This window comes from Micromonospora sp. CNZ285 (genome assembly GCF_004637285.1).
The window spans coordinates 5,272,611-5,288,735 of the sequence record NZ_SPQD01000001.1 but is presented as its reverse complement, the minus strand read 5'-3'; the positions used below and the strand labels follow the sequence as shown (position 1 = coordinate 5,288,735).

Genomic DNA, 16,125 nt, shown 5'->3' with positions numbered 1-16,125 from the left:
AAAGCCGGAACCCCCGCCACCGGGGCGCGGTGACGGGGGTTGCGACGGTGTCGGTACGGCTCAGAGCGCCGACTCGATGAGCTTGACCAGCTCACCCTTCGGCTTGGCGCCGGCGATCGACTGCACCGGCTGGCCGTTCTTGAAGATGGTCAGCGTCGGCACCGACATCACCCGGTAGGCGCGGGCCGTCTCCGGGTTCTCGTCGATGTTGAGCTTGACGATGGTGACCTGGTCCTTCATCTCGCCCGCGATCTCCTCCAGCAGCGGCGAGACCTTGCGGCAGGGGCCGCACCACTCCGCCCAGAAGTCGACCAGAACCGGCTTGTCGGACTGCAGCACGTCACTGACGAAGCTGGCGTCCGTGACCGCCTTGGTTGCTCCCACTATGAACTCTCCTCCTCCGAACCTTGCTCGTGGAACTCTCAGCCCTCGATGGTGGCGATGAACCGCTCGGCGTCCAGCGCGGCGGCGCAGCCGGTGCCGGCCGCCGTGATGGCCTGACGGTAGGTGTGGTCGACGACGTCGCCCGCGGCGAACACACCGGGCACGCTGGTACGGGTGCTGGGGGCCTGCACCTTCACGTATCCCTCGTCGTCCAGCTCGACCTGGCCGCGGAACAGCTCGCTGCGCGGGTCGTGACCGATCGCCACGAACACGCCCGTGACGTCGAGCACCTTGCTCTCGCCGGTGTGCACGTTGCGCACCCGTACGCCGTTGACCTTGCCGTCGTCGCCGAGGATCTCCTCGACCACGGAGTTCCACTCGACCTTGATCTTCTCGTTGCTCAGCGCCCGGTCCGCCATGATCTTGCTGGCGCGGAACGAGTCGCGGCGGTGGATGATCGTCACCGACTCGGCGAAGCGGGTGAGGAAGCTGGCCTCCTCCATCGCCGAGTCGCCGCCGCCGACCACCACGATGTGCTGGTTGCGGAAGAAGAAGCCGTCACAGGTGGCACAGGACGACACGCCGTGGCCGAGGTACTCCTGCTCGCCCGGCACACCCAGCGGACGCCAGGCCGAGCCGGTGGAGAGGATGACGGCGCGGGCGCGGTAGGTGGTCTCGCCCACCCACACGGTGCTCACCGCGTCGGAGCCGATCTCGCCGGTGTCCTTCAGCTCGACCCGCGTCACGTCGTCGGTGAGGAACTCGGCGCCGAAGCGCTCGGCCTGCTTGCGCATGTTGTCCATCAGCTCGGGGCCGAGGATGCCGTCCGCGAAGCCGGGGAAGTTCTCCACCTCGGTGGTGGTCATCAGCGCGCCACCCGACTGCACGCCCTCGATCACCAGGGGCTTCAGGTTGGCGCGGGCGGCGTAGACCGCCGCCGTGTAGCCGGCCGGACCGGAGCCGATGATGATCAGGTTGCGGACCTCGTCCACTGCCGTCTCCCGATGTGTGTGTTCGTCACCGGCCGCACCGATGTCGATCCCGAGTGCCGACGGCTCTAGGGGCGCCGGCGCCTGACTTGCAGAACGTCATCGTACGAAGCGGGGATTCCCGAGCCGGTCATCCGGTGGGTCAGGTCACGTGGCGGGACAAGCGTCGTGACCGCGTTTTCACCCTACCCGCGTCCGGAACCGCGTGTCCGCGCCGGACCCGGGTACCCCGCACTCCGGCCCGCTCACCCAGCCCCAGCGGGCGCCGGCCGCGTCGGCGAACGTCACCACGAGCGCCGGGGCGCCCTGGAAGCGGGCGTAGTCGACCATGTTCACGGTGAGCGGCCCGGCGCCGTGCTCGGCCCCGATCGCGGAGAGGCACGCGGTGAGTGTCTCCGGCCGGGTCAGCCGGTCCAGCCCGCCGAGGGCGCTGAGGCGCTGATCCTCGCGGAACAGGGGCGTCTCCGCGCCGTCCTTCGCCGCGCCGGACGGGCCGGCCATGTCTCCCGGGACCGACTTCGCTCCGGTGGGCGCCCGGTCGGCGGCGAGGCGTTCGGGTGTCCAGTCGGTGCCGCTGCGCACTGCCGGTCCGGTGGTCCGGTACGGCGCGGCCGCCATCGGCGCCGCCTCCCGGGCCGCCTGGTCGGCCGTACCGCTGTCGCCCGAGTCGGCCATCCGGCCCACACCGAGCCCCACCGCGGCGACCGAGGCCGCGGCCAGCGCCACCGGCCCGGCGATCCGGGCCCAGCGCCGAGGGCGACGACCGGGGCCGCTGTGCCGGTCGGGACGGGGTGCCGTGCCGGGTGGCCGGTTCGCGCCGCCGGACTGCGCCGGCACGACCGGCGTACCGTCGCGCAGCGCGGGACCGGCCCCGGCGAGCGCCGCGGTGATCCGGTCGGCCACGGCCTGCGGCATCTCCGGCGCGGGGCCCGCGGCCCAGCCGGCCAGATCCGCGCCGACCAGGTCGACCGCCTCGGCGAGATCCGCGTACGCGGCACGCCACGCCGGGTCCTGCTGGACCAGCCGGGCCACTGTCGCCTGCTCGGGGGTGCCGTCCAGCGCCCCGCCGAGGTAGTCGGCGAGCAGGTCGTGGTCGACCTCGCTGAACTCCCGGGAAGTCACGGCTCCTCCTGGCTGACGGCCTGCCGGGACGCTCCCGACGAGGATCCGACGCCCTCGGGGCGCCTGCGGTTCCCGGAGGTGAGCCGCGGCACGTCCTCGGCCGGTGCGTCGGTGCCGGTCCGCAGGTGCCCGAGCAGGACGGCGAGGCGGGCCCGGCCCCTGGCGCACCGGCTCTTCACAGTTCCCTCGGCGACGCCGAGCATGGCGGCGACCTCGGCCACCGGGTAGCCCTGCACGTCGACCAGCACCAGCGCGGCCCGCTGCTCGGCGGGCAGTGCGGCGAGCGCCTGCCGGACCACCAGCGCGGTGTCGTGGTCGCGGGCCGGCGCGGCCGGTTCCGGGCCGCCGGTGTGCCGGCCGGGTTCGCCGTCGGTGTGCACGCCGTCCGGCAGCGGGACGGTGGCGTGGGTCTGCCGCCGCCGGATCCGGTCCAGGCAGGCGTTCACCACGATGCGGTGCAGCCAGGTGGTGACCGCCGAGTCGCCCCGGAACCGGGCCGCCGCGCGGTGCGCCGACAGCATGGCGTCCTGGAGGGCGTCGGCGGCCTCCTCGCGGTCGCCGATCGTCCGCAGCGCGACCGCCCAGAGGCGGTCCCGGTGCCGTTGGAACAGCTCGGTGAAGGCGTCCCGGTCGCCGGCCGCGTGCGCCCGCAGCAGCTCCAGGTCGGAGCGGCCGGGTGGCACGCCGTCGCGTTCCGCCATCACCACATCCGGTGGAGGTGGCGCGGCGGGGACGGCGGCCGGGTCACGAGCCCTGGACCACGATCTCCTGGACGCCGAGCTTCCAGCTGTTGCCGCTGTCCTTCGCCGGCAGCTTGGTGATCCAGAACAGCAGGTACTGGTACTTCTGGTCCGGCTCGAAGGCGTTGAAGATCATCTTGGTGCCGCCGTCCTCGTTCGGCGGCCCGACCACCGTGGAGTAGGCGTTCACGAGCTGCTTGTCGCCGGAGGAGCTGGACGGGAAGTCGCCACGGGCGCCGGTGCGCAGCTCGACGGTGGCGCCGGTGGCCGACAGCGTGGCCTCCAGCTGCTTGACCGTGTGCGGGGCGCCCAGGTCGATCCAGACGCCCATGCCCTTCTTGAGGCCGCCGAACTTGGCGTTCGTCCGGTAGGTGTTCGTCTCCCAGCCCTCGTCGTCGTTCCCGTCGATCACCTTCTCGGCGTTGCGCACCTCGGCGCGGTCGCCGTCCGGGTCGATGATCCGTACGTCCTGGATGGTGAGCTTGCGGACCTGCGCGGCGGGCTCGGCCCCGCCCTCGGTGGCCGGCGCGCTGTTCGACGGCTGGGCGACCGGCTCCTTGTCGCCGTCGTCGCCGCCACCCAGTGCGTTGATGCCGATGAGCAGCCCGACCAGGGCGACCGCCAGCAGGCCGGCGATGCCGATGGCGACCTTGCGGCCACCGGCCGCGGCCAGCGGGGAGGGCTCCTCGCCGGGGTCGGCGGTGAAGCGCAGCGGGCCGGCCTGCTCCAGGAACTGCTCGTCGGCGGGGATGTCGAGCCGGCTCAGCTCGGCGGCCAGCACGTCCGACGACGGCGGGGGGATCTCCGGGTCGAGCAGGTCCATGGTCAGGTCGTCGAGGTAGGCAGGCACCCCGGCGCGCATCTGCCGGGGCGCGGCGATGGCGCCGCCGGCGTCCCGGACGGCGTCCGGCAGGGCGGCGCGGCCGTGGCCGGCGGTGGCGCCGTGCAGCGGGGCCTCGCCGTGCGGCCAGTGCCCGGTCAGGGCGAAGTAGAGCACCCCGCCGACCGCGCGCAGGTCGTTCTCCTGGCTGTCCGCGCCGTCGGTACGCGCGTCGGCGAGCACCACCCGGCCGTCGTCGCTGATCATGACGGTGCCGGGGTGGAGGTTGCCGTGCACCATGCCGGTGGCGTGCACGGCGGCGAGGGCACTGGCGACGGCGTTGCCGATCGCGGTGGCCCGGGCCGGGTCCAGCGGCCCGTCGGCGGCGACCATCTCGCGCAGCGACTGCCCGTCGACCCACTCGCGGACCACGTAGGCCCGGTCGTCCTCGTCGATCGCGTCGTAGACGCCGACCAGGTTGGGGTGGATGACGCGGCTCGCGGCGACCGCGGCCTGAAGCATCTCGGTGGCGGAGTCGCCACCCGGGTAGCGGAGGACCACGGCGACGGGACGGCGGAGCACCACGTCGACACCGCGCCAGACCAACCGGCCCGCGCTGTCGTTGTTGATGTGCTCGACCAGTTCGTACCGCTCCGCGAGCAGCTCACCGACCGTGGGAGCACCGAAGGTCACGACCGCAGGAGAGGTCTCCTCCGCTTCCTGACCCTCGCCGACCTGGGTCACCCGTCCTCCCTCGGTGATCGCGTCGATCGATGGACCCGTGCTGCTGGGCATGTGGCTTCCCGCTCTGCCTTCGGTGGAACGGCCGCGGTGTCGACACCCGCGTCGATCCCGGTCGTACCCGTCGAGAGCGACCTTACCCGGGATGCCCGGTTCTCCGACATGTCATCTTCCCGCTGTGACCGGCCGGAAGGCCAGTCGCCACGGGCCCCGACCGGGTCGCCCGCCCACCCGGCGGGCGAGCCGGACACGCACCGCCAATCTAGAGGTTGACGGCAAGGAGGCGGCACAGGGGCGTACCGGTGCGGCGGCGGGGAGGTTTTCCCCGCCCCGGCCTGCGCTCCCTCGTCCGTACGGTTGGTTGTCCACAGGCCGAGAGGCCCATTGGACGGCGGAATTCCAAGTTATCCACAGCCGTATCCCCAGCCTGGTGATCCTCGTTCACCGTCGGTCACCGAGGGGGTCAACGCCCGAGGCGCCGCCGGACCATCCCGACCACCTCGGTGATCTCGCCGATCCGCAGCACCATGGCAAGCCCGAGGTAGGTCGCGCCGATCGCCGCGCCGCCGATCACCAACTGGACCGCCGCGGCGAGCCAGCTCAGGCTCTCCGGGTCGCCGGGGAGCACCGCGACCACGAGCAGGCCGACGACCGCCGCGCCGAGGGCCGCCACGACCACCCGGCCGAGCGTCCGCATGATCCCGCCCAGCCCGATCCGGCCCACCCGGGGCCGCAGCAGCATCGCCGAGATGATCGCCGCCGCCAGGTACGACACCGCGTTGCCGAGCATCATCCCGGCCGCCGCGAACGTGTTCGAGAAGAGCAGGAACAGGCCCACCTGGAGCAGGACGCGCAGCGCCACCACCGGGATGTTGATCAGAGCCGGGGTGCGGGTGTCCGGCAGCGCGTAGAACGCGAAGGTGAAGAGCTGGCTCACCGCGAACGGCACCAGGCCGAGCGCCGCCACCAGCAGCACCGTCGAGGTGGCCACCGCGTTGTCGCCGGTGAACGCGCCGTACCGGAACACCACCACCGAGATCGGGGCGGCCAGCACCGCGTAGCAGACCGCGATGGGCGCGAGCACCGCGGTGACCATCCGGGTGCCCCGGGACAGGTCGGCGGTGACGTCGTGGAACCGGTTCTCGGCCGCCGCCGCGCTCATCCGGGGCATCAGCGCGGTGATGATCGAAACCGCGATGATGCCGTGCGCCATCATCAGCAGCAGGAACACGTTGTTGTAGATCAGCAGGCCGGCGTTCTCGCCGTCCCCGCCGGTGGCCCGGTTGAGCAGGTTGACCACCACGAAGAGGCCGAGCTGGTTGACCGCGACGTAGCAGAACATCCAGGCGCCCAGCCGGGCCAGCTCGCGCAGCCCCAGCTCGCGGAAGTCGAACCGCGCCTTCCACCGGAAGCCGACCTTGCGCAGCGCGGGCAGCAGGCCGACCGCCTGCACCGCCACGCCCAGCAGCGTGCCGCCGCCGACCAGCAGGATCCGGTCCCAGCCCACCTCGTCGGGCCGGAGGCCGGTCGCGCCGAAGACGACGATGTACAGGCCGAACGTGCCGATCGAGACGAGATTGTTGAGGATCGGCGCCCACATCGGGGCGGCGAAGTGCCCCCTGGTGTTCAGCACCGCGGCGATCAGCGCGCTGATGCCGGTGAAGAACAGCATCGGCAGCATCAGGTACGACAGCCGGGTGACGAGCGTGGTGTACGCCGGGTCGTCGCCGCCGGCCGCGTACACGGCGGTCAGCACCGGGGCCAGCAGCACCGCGATCAGCGCGGTCGCGGCGAGCGCCAGAACCGCGAGCGTCAGCAGGCGCTGCGCGTACGCCTCGCCGCGGTCCGCGTCGATCTTGCGGCGGCGCACCAGCACCGGCACCAGGACGCTCGTCAGCACACCGCCGAGCAGGAACTCGTACACCTGGTTGGGCAGGAACTGGGCGGTGGTGAACGCGTCGCCGACCATGGTGCCGAGCGCGGCGCCGATCATCAGGTTGCGGATGAACCCCGTACCCCGGCTCACCAGGCTGCCGATCGCCATCACCGCGCTGTTCGCCGCGGCGCTGGTCTCAGCGACCACCTCCTGCGGCGGCGCGACGGCCTCGACGCCGGGCTGGTTCAGCGGCTCGGCGGAGATGAAGGTCGCGCCGTCGTCCGGCGGCAGGCCGCCGCCGTGCGCGTTCGCGCTGCGGTAGAGCCCGCCGCTCATCTGCCAGCCTCCAGGGGGTACGTGGCGACCGGGCCCGGCCGGCCCCGCCCAACCGGAACCTTAGTCAACCCGGACCCGTTACCCGCGCCCGGCGCGGTCGATCCACCTCCGGCCCGATAGGCTGGCGATCCCATGTCCGAAGCCTCCGCCTCCCACGCCGCCGACCGCCGCGAACTGACCGCCGCGCAGCGCAACGCCGTCGCCGAACTGCTCCGAGTCTCACCGGTCGCCGACGAGCTGGGCCGGCGCTTCGCCCGGGCCGGTCACGAACTGCACCTGGTGGGCGGATCCGTCCGCGACGCGCTGCTCGGACGGCTCGGCAACGACCTCGACTTCTGCACCGACGCCCACCCGGACGAGACCATTAAGGTGATCCGCGGCTGGGCGGAGTCGATCTGGGAGACCGGACGCGAGTTCGGCACCATCGCCTGCCAGCGCGACGGCCTCAACCTGGAGATCACCACGTTCCGCGCGGAGGTCTACGACCAGGTCAGCCGCAACCCGGTGGTGCAGTACGGCACCAGCCTGACCGAGGACCTCAAGCGCCGCGACTTCACCGTCAACGCGATGGCGGTCAGCCTCCCCGACCACCGGTTCACCGACCCGTACGGCGGGCTGGCCGACCTGGCCGCCAAGATCATCCGTACCCCCGGGACGCCGCAGGAGTCGTTCCGCGACGACCCGCTGCGGATGCTGCGCGCGGCCCGGTTCGCCGCCCAGCTCCGCTTCGCCGTCCACCCGGACGTCCGCGCCGCGATGACCGAGATGGCCGGCGACCTGGACCGGATCACCGCCGAGCGGATCCGGGACGAGTTCACCAAGCTGCTCTGCGGCGCCGACCCGATCACCGGGCTGCGCCTGCTCGTCGACACCGGCCTGGCCGAGCGCTTCCTGCCCGAGCTGACCGGGCTGAAGCTCACCATCGACGAGCACGCCCAGCACAAGGACGTCTACGAGCACACGCTCACAGTGGTCAGCAACGCCATGTCGCTGGAGTCCGACGGCTGCGACTTCGTGCTGCGGATGGCCGCGCTCATGCACGACATCGGCAAACCGGCCACCAAGGCGGTCGGCGCGGACGGCCGGGTCAGCTTCCACCACCACGAGGTGGTCGGCGCCCGTCTGACCAAGAACCGGATGAAGGCGATGCGCTACTCCAAGGAGATCACCTCCCAGGTGGTCAAGCTGGTCGGGCTGCACCTGCGCTTCTACGGGTACGGCCGGGGCGAGTGGACCGACTCGGCGGTCCGCCGGTACGTCACCGACGCCGGTGACCTGCTGTCCCGGCTGCACAAGCTGACCCGGTCCGACTGCACCACCCGCAACCGGCGCAAGGCGGCCCAGCTCGCGGCCGACTACGACGCGCTGGAGGAGCGGATCGCCCGGATCGCCGCCGAGGAGGACCTGGCCCGGGTCCGCCCCGACCTGGACGGCAACGCGATCATGGAGCTGCTCGGCGTACCGCCGGGGCCGGTGGTCGGTCGCGCCTGGCAGCACCTCAAGGAGCTGCGCCTGGAGCGCGGGCCGCTGGACCGCGACGAGGCCGAGGCGGAGCTGCTGCGCTGGGCGCGCGAGGAGGGCGTCACCGGCTGAGGCCGGCGTCGCGGATCTGACGACGATACGCCGGCGTGTCGACCGAACGGTTGACCCGCTCCGGTCGATGTCTCCCGCATGATGGGTCATCGGCAGCCGCCGAATCGACAGATGCGGCTGTTCTGATTCATCCGCCCGTCCGATCCGGACGGTCGCTGGACACGGGGAGACAATTCGTGACACGTCGTGGCGGCTTGCGCCGCTCCGCGCTCGTGGGGCTCGCCCTCACCAGCGCCACCTCCATCCTCTGCGCCACAGTCGCCGGTCCGGCCCTCGCCGATCCGAAGCGACCGTCGGTCCGTGGCGCCGGCACGGCCGAGGCGGTGCCCGGCCGCTACATCGTGGTCCTCAAGAAGGGCAAGACCACCCCGGCCAAGGTGAAGTCCGCCGCGTCCGCGCTGGCCGGCGAGCACGGCGGCACCGTCCGCCGCGTCTTCGGCAAGGCGCTGAACGGCTACTCGGCCACCATGGACGCCCGGCAGGCCGCGCGGCTCGCCGCCGACCCGGACGTCGAGTACGTCCAGCAGGTCCAGCGATGGAGCACGGCCGGCACCCAGACCACCCCGCCGTGGGGCCTGGACCGCATCGACCAGCTCAAGACCCGGACCGACGGCAAGTACACCTACCCGTCGACCGGCGCCGGCGTGACCGCGTACGTGATCGACACCGGCATCGACATCGACCACCAGGACTTCGGCGGGCGCGCCCGCAACGGCTACGACGCGGTCGAGCAGGACGACGTCGCGCAGGACTGCGACGGGCACGGCACGCACGTGGCGGGCACGATCGGCGGTACGACGTACGGCGTCGCGAAGGCCGTCGACCTGGTCGCCGTCCGGGTCCTCGACTGCTCCGGCCAGGGCGACACCGAGCAGGTGATCGCCGGCATCGAGTGGGTCACCACGAACGCCACCGGGCCGTCCGTGGCGAACATGAGCCTCGGCGTCGACCGCGTCGACCAGGCCGTCAACGACGCGGTCACCCGCTCGATCGCCTCCGGCATCACCTACGCGGTCGCGGCCGGCAACAGCATGCAGGACGCCTGCGGCTCCTCGCCGGCGAGCGTGCCCGCCGCCATCACCGTCGGCGCCACCGACCGGGTCGACATGCGCGCCTGGTTCTCCAACTACGGCCGCTGCCTGGACCTGTTCGCCCCCGGCACCGGCATCGTCTCGGCCAAGGCCGGCACCAGCGCCGGCTCGGAGTCGATGAACGGCACCTCGATGGCGTCCCCGCACGTGGCGGGCGCCGCCGCGCTGCTGCTGGAGGAGCACCCGGGCTGGTCGCCGCAGCAGGTGCGCGACTCGGTCGTGACCACCGGCATCGGCGGCGCGGTGCACGACATCATGGGCTCCACCGACCGGCTGCTGCACATCGGCTCGGCCGTGACGGCCCGCGGCTCGTACGGGCTCAAGGCCCGCGTCAACGGCCGCTACGTCACCGCGGAGAGCGCCGGGACGAAGCCGCTGATCGCCCGGGGCACCTCGATCGGCGCCTGGGAGAAGTACGACGTGGTCGACGCCGGCGGAGGCCTGTTCGGCCTGCGGGCGCGGGTCACGAACAAGTTCGTCACGGCGGAGAGCGCCGGGGCGAAGCCGCTGATCGCCCGCTCGGCCACCATCGGCGCGTGGGAGAAGTTCCAGATCGTCGACAACACCGACGGCACGATCAGCCTGAAGGCGGCGATCAACGGCAAGTACGTCACCGCGCCGAGCGCCACCTCCCCGCTGATCGCGAGCAAGACCGCGATCGGCACCGCCGAGAAGTTCGACTTCGACGCCCCGGCGCCCCTCGTGAGCATCAAGTCGGTGGCCAGTGGCAAGTTCGTGACGGCGGAGAGCGCCGGGGCGAAGCCGCTGATCGCCCGCTCGGCGACCGTCGGCGCCTGGGAGAAGTACGAGCTGGTGAACGTCGGTGACGGCTACGGCACCTTCGGTCTGAAGGCCCAGATCAACGGCAAGTTCGTCACGGCGGAGAGCGCCGGGGCGAAGCCGCTGATCGCCCGGGGCGCCTCGATCGGCGCCTGGGAGGGGATGTCGTTCCTCGACTACAACGCCGACGGCTCGGTCTACCTGTACGCGAACATCAACGAGAAGGCGGTCACCGCCGGCAGCGCCGGCACGAGCCAGCTCATCGCCAGCCGGACCATCGACTGGAACAGCCCGACCCTCGGCCTGGGCGCCGGCGAGAAGTTCGTCGTCGCCGTGCTCTGATCCGTACCACCGCACGACGCCCGCCGGCTCCCCGAGGGGAACCGGCGGGCGTCGTCGTCACGGGGTGACGGTGCTGCCGTCCACTGTGGTCTTGCCGTTGTGCTGGGCGCTGCTGCCCAGCCGCGCCAGCAGCCCGGCCAGGTCGATGCCGGTCAGGTCGCTGCCGAGCTGGAGGCCCTGGGCGACGTTGCCGGCCACCGACTTGGTCAGCGACGACGCGCCGTCGGTGGAGATCACCGTCATCTTGTCGATCGCGCCGATCGGGGCGCTGGCCGCGCCGACCACCTCGGGCAGCACCTTGACCAGCAGGTCCAGGACGGCCGCCTCGCCGTACGCGGCGAACGCCTCGGCCTTGCGGGCCATCGCGTCGGCCTCGGCCTGACCCTTGGCGAGGATCGCCGCGGCCTCGGCCTGGCCCTCCCGCTCGACCGCCTCGGCGATCGCGGAACGACGGCGCTGCTCGGCCTCACCCTCCTTGGCGCCCTCGATTGCGTTCGCCTCGGCCAGCGCGGCCCGGCGGGCCCGCTCGCCCTCACCGGTGAGGCGGGCCTGCTCGGCGGAGGCCTGCGCGGCAGCGATGGTGGCCTGCCGCTGCGCGTCGGCGTTGAGCACCGCCGCGTTGCGGCTCGCCTCGGCCTCCTGCTCCACCTTGTACCGGGCCGCGTCGGCCGGCTTGCGCACCTCGGTGTCGAGCTGGCGCTGCTTCAGCTCGGCGTTGCGCTCGGCCACCTTCTGCTGCTCGGAGAGGATCGCCTGGTCCCGCTCGGCCTGCGCGAGCGGACCGGCCGCTGCCGACCTCGCCTTCGCCGCGTCGATCTCGGCCTGGATGCCTGCCTGCTTGAGCGCCAGGTTCCGGTTCGCCTCGGCGATCGCCTCCTCGGCGAGCAGCCGCTCCTGCTCGGCCTGCTGACGGGCCCGTGCCTCGGCGATGGCCGCGTCCTTGAGCACGCGGGCCGCCTCCGGCCGTCCCAGGTCCTGGAGGTAGGAGCCCTCGGCCAGGATGTCCTGGAGCTGGAAGGTGTCCAGCACCAGGCCCTGGTTGGTCATCGAGTGCTCGGCCTCCTCGGCGACCGCGCTGGCGAACGCCGCCCGGTCCCGGATGATCTCCTCGACGGTGAGCCGCCCGACGATCGAGCGGAGCGCGCCGGCCAGCACCTCGCGGGTGAAGTTGTCGATCTCCTCCTGCTGGTTGAGGAAGCGCTGGGCGGCGGCGCGGATCGCGTCCTCGGTGCCGCCCACCTTGACGATCGCGACGCCGTGCAGCTCGGTGCGGATGCCCTGCTTGCTCACCGCGCCGCGGATGCTGACGTCGATCCGGCGGCTGGACAGGTCGAGCGACTGGAGCTTCTGCACCACCGGCAGCACGAACACCGAGGCGCCGAGCACGACCTTCTGCCCGGACATGTCGGTGGCCCGGCCGCCGTCGGCGGTCTGGGTGGTGCGGCCCTTGCGGCCGGTGACGATGAACGCCTGGTTCGGCCCGGCCACCTTGATCCGGGACAACACGAAGAGGACGAGGACGACGGCGAGGAGGACCGCGCCGCCGATGGCGACGAGCAGGGGCATGGGGGTTCCCGTCTGTGTGGTGGTGTCAGTAGGTCTCGACGTGCACGCTGGTCTCGCTCAGGGCTTCGACCACGAAGATCCGGGTGCCGACCGGGATCGGCCCGTCGGCGCGGGCGTTGAGCTTCACCGGCTGGCCGGCGAGGCGTACCCGCACCTCGCCGTAGCCGCCGCTGGGGATCGGCGTCACCACCAGCCCGATCGCGCCGGCCAGGTGGTCGCGGGTGGGTGTGGCGTCGGTGCGCATGTTGCGGGCCGCGCGGCTCAGCCGGGCCGCCAGCCAGCCGGTGGGCACGGCGGCGAGCGCGCCGCCGGCCACCGCCGCCGCGATCATTCCGGGGGTACGACCCCCGAGCAGCTCGTTGACGATCGCGCCGCCGAACCCGAACGCCCCGGTGAACCCGGCGGCCGCCTCCAGCGACACCGGCCCGTCGACGTCCGGCTGGCCGAGGTGGAGCACTCCCGAGCCGAGCAGGGCGAGCGTCAGCACGCCCACACCGACCCCGCCGATGATCAGGAAAATGAGCGTCCCGGTGGCCATGACCTGCACGGTATCGACGCCGTGCAACATCGACTTCATGCAGCGACCGTCCAGCCCGCCCTCAGGGAACCGGCCGGAAAGAATGTCGGCGTGGGCGCGACAATGGGTGACATGCGCTGGACTGTGCTCGACTCCCCGATCGGGGAGTTCTCCGTCGGCACCGACGACGACGCGGTGCGCGGCGCGCACTTCGGCCGGGTGGACGGGGCGGCCGACGAACCCGGCGACGCGGTGGCCCGGCTGGCGGTGGCGGAGCTGCGGGCGTACTTCGCCGGTGAGCTGACCGACTTCACCGTGCCGGTGTCGGCGCCCCGCGGCTCGGAGTTCGAGCGCGCCGTCTGGCGGGAGATGACCCGCATCCCGTACGGGGAGACGAAGACCTACGGCGAGGTGGCGAAGGCGGTCGGTGACCCCGGCGGCGCCCGGGCGGTCGGGGTGGCCTGCAACCGCAATCCGGTGCCGGTGATCGTGCCCTGTCACCGGATCGTCGGCGCGGGCGGCAAGCTGGTCGGCTTCGGCGGCGGGCTGCCGCGCAAGGTGACGCTGCTGGAGCTGGAGGCGTCGGTGGCGCTTCGGCGCGCCTGGTCCTGACGTACGCGAAGAAGGAAGGCCGGGTCCGCGCGGACCCGGCCTTCCTTCTTGTGCGTGTCAGCGCGTCAGCGCTCGATCTCGCCGGCGATGAACGCCTCGACGGCGGCGTGCGCGTCGTGGTCGGCGTACTGCTCCGGCGGGGACTTCATGAAGTACGAGGAGGCGGAGAGGATCGGGCCACCGATCTTCCGGTCCAGCGCGATCTTCGCGGCGCGGACGGCGTCGATGATGACACCGGCCGAGTTCGGCGAGTCCCACACCTCGAGCTTCAGCTCCGCGTTGAGCGGGGTGTCACCGAAGGAGCGGCCCTCCAGGCGGATGTACGCCCACTTGCGGTCGTCCAGCCACGGCACGTGGTCGGACGGGCCGATGTGCACGTCGCTCTTGCTCATCTCGTGCGGGATCTGCGAGGTCACCGACTGGGTCTTCGAGATCTTCTTCGAGACCAGGCGGTTGCGCTCCAGCATGTTCATGAAGTCCATGTTGCCGCCGAAGTTGAGCTGGTACGTGCGCAGCAGCTCGACCCCGCGGTCCTCGAAGAGCTTCGCCAGGGCGCGGTGCACGATGGTGGCACCGACCTGGCTCTTGATGTCGTCGCCGACGATCGGCAGGCCGGCGTCGGTGAACTTCTTCGCCCACTCCGGGTCCGAGGCGATGAACACCGGCAGGGCGTTCACGAACGCGCAGCCGGCGTCGATCGCGGCCTGGGCGTAGAACTTGTCGGCCTCCTCGGAGCCCACCGGGAGGTAGGAGACGACCACGTCGACCTGCGCGTCGCGCAGCGCCTGCGCCACGTCGACCGGCTTGGCGTCCGACTCCTCGACGATCTCGCGGTAGTACTGGCCGAGACCGTCGAAGGTCGGGCCTCGCTGCACGGTGACGCCGGTCGGCGGCACGTCGCACAGCTTGATCGTGTTGTTCTCGCTGGCGACGATCGCCTCCGCGAGGTCCATGCCCACCTTCTTGGCGTCCACGTCGAACGCCGCGACGAACTTCACGTCCGAGACGTGGTAGTCGCCGAAGGTGACGTGCATGAGACCCGGGACGCGGTCGTTCGGGTCGGCGTTCCGGTAGTACTCCACGCCCTGTACGAGGGACGAGGCGCAGTTACCCACACCGACGATGGCGACGCGGACGGAGCCCATAGCGTCTGCCTCCTTCTTCTTCATCACGGCCGCTCTGTCCTGGACGTTCCAGGCGTGGGCGGGCTGTCGTTGTCTCCTCGGCCACCGGCCGTCCCGGGTCGCGGGTCGGCCGGGGCCCGGCCGGAGCGCTCGTTGGCGATGAGCTCCTCCAGCCAGCGGACCTCGCGCTCACAGGCGTCGAGCCCGTGGCGTTGCAGTTCCAGGGTGTACGCGTCGAGTCGCTCGGCTGCCCGGCCGAGCACGTCACGAAGACCTTCGCGACGTTCCTCGATCTTGCGGCGACGACCTTCCAGGATCCGGAGCCGGGTGGCCTGGTCGGTCCGGGCGAAGAACGCGAAGTGCACGCCGAAGCCCGTGTCGTCGTACGTCTCGGGTCCAGCCTGCGCTATGAGCTGGGCGAAGCGTTCCTTGCCCTCCGCGGTAATGGTGTAGACCACCCGACCGCGTCGGCTGGTCAGCGCGGGAACCTCCTCGGCGGTCGCGGGTGTCTCGGCGGCTTCGGCGATCCATCCCGCCGCCTGCAGCCGGCGCAGGGTCGGGTAGAGAGAGCCGTAGCTGATCGCCGCCCGGATGGCGCCGAGCTTGGCGGTCAGCTCCTTGCGCAGCTCGTAGCCGTGCATGGGCGCCTCCTGCAGGAGGCCGAGGATGGCGAGCTCGAGCACGGGCCATCCCTTCTTTTCCCCCTGCGCGGAGTGCTAACCACCGCGATGTATCGGACCGATACATCGCACGTTAGCGGAGAGGTGAGGGTGGGGCAAACCCCTGCTTACGCGACGCGATCATCACGGATCGTGACCGTGGTCGCCTGGGTTCGCCGGAGCGCGTACCCTTTCCCGCATGCGTACGCAGCGCCAGGTCGTCGACTACTCGCTTCAGAAGCGGGCTGTGCTGCGTGAACTGCTCGCCGGGCGGATCGGCACGTACGACGTCTGCGACGCCTCGCCGTACCTGAAGAACGCTGCTCGTTTCCACGGCGAGCCGACCGACCACCGCTGCCCGATCTGCCGCAGCGAGAACCTGATCCACGTCCACTACATTTACGGGGACGAACTCAAGCAGTCGGCCGGCCAGGCGCGTACCCGGGCCGAGTTGCCCGTCCTGGCCATGACGCTGCGTGAGTTCCAGGTGTTCGTGGTGGAGGTCTGCCCCGGCTGCGACTGGAACCATCTCGTCGAGCAGTTCCTGCTCGGCCGGGACGGTCTCGCGGGCGAGGCGGAGGACGCGGACGAATCGGTCGCGGCCAACGGCTCCACCCCTCGGCGAAGGCGAGAGGCGCAACGGTGAACGCGGCTGTCCCGATCACTGCCGGCCCATTCCCCGGGTGGCAGAATCGACAGCCTTTAAGCGTAATTGGTCCGAATAGGTCGGATTTGACGGGCGCGCGCCGGTACCGCCGGCGGGTAACGTCCCGTGTTCCAGCTCACGGCAACCCGGTGGCGGCGCCCCCGCGCCCCACCGCGACCGGCAGGGT

At 71.7% G+C, this 16,125-nt stretch carries 14 protein-coding genes; 4 read left to right on the top strand and 10 right to left on the bottom strand.

Translation table 11 applies throughout. The annotated features are described in order from the left end of the window. Positions 1 to 60: 60 nt before the first annotated feature. From trxA to murJ, 6 genes are all read right to left on the bottom strand, one after another. Positions 61 to 384, bottom strand: coding sequence for a thioredoxin (gene trxA, locus CLT75_RS24085; RefSeq protein WP_013289375.1), 324 nt, complete (start codon positions 382 to 384; stop codon positions 61 to 63). Between the two features lie 38 nt (positions 385 to 422). After that, positions 423 to 1,376: a thioredoxin-disulfide reductase gene (gene trxB, locus CLT75_RS24080; RefSeq protein ID WP_135242585.1), complete on the bottom strand. Its 954-nt coding sequence runs from the start codon at positions 1,374 to 1,376 to the stop codon at positions 423 to 425. Positions 1,377 to 1,553: 177 nt separating this feature from the next. Then, positions 1,554 to 2,495, bottom strand: coding sequence for a hypothetical protein (locus CLT75_RS24075; protein WP_135242584.1), 942 nt, complete (start codon positions 2,493 to 2,495; stop codon positions 1,554 to 1,556). Beyond that, positions 2,492 to 3,196 (bottom strand): RNA polymerase sigma factor SigM, encoded by a 705-nt coding sequence (gene sigM, locus CLT75_RS24070; RefSeq protein ID WP_135242583.1) that lies wholly within the window; start codon positions 3,194 to 3,196, stop codon positions 2,492 to 2,494. The genes CLT75_RS24075 and sigM overlap by 4 nt, the downstream gene beginning before the upstream one ends. 43 nt (positions 3,197 to 3,239) lie before the next feature. Further along, the gene (locus CLT75_RS24065; protein WP_167796953.1) at positions 3,240 to 4,850 is read right to left on the bottom strand and encodes a protein kinase family protein; all 1,611 of its coding nucleotides are present in this window, start codon (positions 4,848 to 4,850) and stop codon (positions 3,240 to 3,242) included. A gap of 409 nt (positions 4,851 to 5,259) precedes the next feature. Continuing rightward, the gene (gene murJ, locus CLT75_RS24060) at positions 5,260 to 7,008 is read right to left on the bottom strand and encodes a murein biosynthesis integral membrane protein MurJ (protein ID WP_135242582.1); all 1,749 of its coding nucleotides are present in this window, start codon (positions 7,006 to 7,008) and stop codon (positions 5,260 to 5,262) included. Between the two features lie 132 nt (positions 7,009 to 7,140). Between murJ and CLT75_RS24055 the strand changes: the two genes are divergently transcribed. Both CLT75_RS24055 and CLT75_RS24050 read left to right on the top strand, forming a co-directional pair. Then, entirely contained in the window at positions 7,141 to 8,601 is a 1,461-nt protein-coding gene (locus CLT75_RS24055) for a CCA tRNA nucleotidyltransferase (protein WP_135242581.1), read from the top strand. 176 nt (positions 8,602 to 8,777) lie between these two features. Further along, positions 8,778 to 10,814 (top strand): S8 family serine peptidase, encoded by a 2,037-nt coding sequence (locus tag CLT75_RS24050; protein ID WP_135242580.1) that lies wholly within the window; start codon positions 8,778 to 8,780, stop codon positions 10,812 to 10,814. Positions 10,815 to 10,871: 57 nt separating this feature from the next. Here CLT75_RS24050 and CLT75_RS24045 read toward each other — a convergent pair whose 3' ends face one another. Both CLT75_RS24045 and CLT75_RS24040 read right to left on the bottom strand, forming a co-directional pair. Further along, a complete protein-coding gene (locus CLT75_RS24045; RefSeq protein ID WP_135242579.1) occupies positions 10,872 to 12,380 on the bottom strand; it encodes a flotillin family protein in 1,509 nt (502 codons plus the stop codon). Between the two features lie 25 nt (positions 12,381 to 12,405). Beyond that, positions 12,406 to 12,948 (bottom strand): NfeD family protein, encoded by a 543-nt coding sequence (locus CLT75_RS24040; protein ID WP_135244113.1) that lies wholly within the window; start codon positions 12,946 to 12,948, stop codon positions 12,406 to 12,408. Between the two features lie 81 nt (positions 12,949 to 13,029). On the opposite strand from CLT75_RS24040, the gene CLT75_RS24035 reads away from it, so the two are divergent. Then, on the top strand, positions 13,030 to 13,509 hold the full coding sequence (locus tag CLT75_RS24035) for a methylated-DNA--[protein]-cysteine S-methyltransferase (protein ID WP_135242578.1): 480 nt from the start codon (positions 13,030 to 13,032) through the stop codon (positions 13,507 to 13,509). Between the two features lie 65 nt (positions 13,510 to 13,574). On the opposite strand, the gene CLT75_RS24030 is transcribed toward CLT75_RS24035, so the two are convergent. Together CLT75_RS24030 and CLT75_RS24025 are read right to left on the bottom strand one after the other, a co-directional pair. Continuing rightward, the gene (locus CLT75_RS24030) at positions 13,575 to 14,654 is read right to left on the bottom strand and encodes an inositol-3-phosphate synthase (RefSeq protein ID WP_013289364.1); all 1,080 of its coding nucleotides are present in this window, start codon (positions 14,652 to 14,654) and stop codon (positions 13,575 to 13,577) included. Between the two features lie 23 nt (positions 14,655 to 14,677). Next, positions 14,678 to 15,316, bottom strand: a complete 639-nt coding sequence (locus tag CLT75_RS24025) for a PadR family transcriptional regulator (RefSeq protein WP_120572535.1) — start codon at positions 15,314 to 15,316, stop codon at positions 14,678 to 14,680. Positions 15,317 to 15,491: 175 nt separating this feature from the next. Here CLT75_RS24025 and CLT75_RS24020 point away from each other — a divergent pair, with 175 nt between their 5' ends. Then, positions 15,492 to 15,938, top strand: a complete 447-nt coding sequence (locus tag CLT75_RS24020) for a DUF5318 domain-containing protein (RefSeq protein ID WP_013289362.1) — start codon at positions 15,492 to 15,494, stop codon at positions 15,936 to 15,938. Positions 15,939 to 16,125 lie beyond the last annotated feature (187 nt).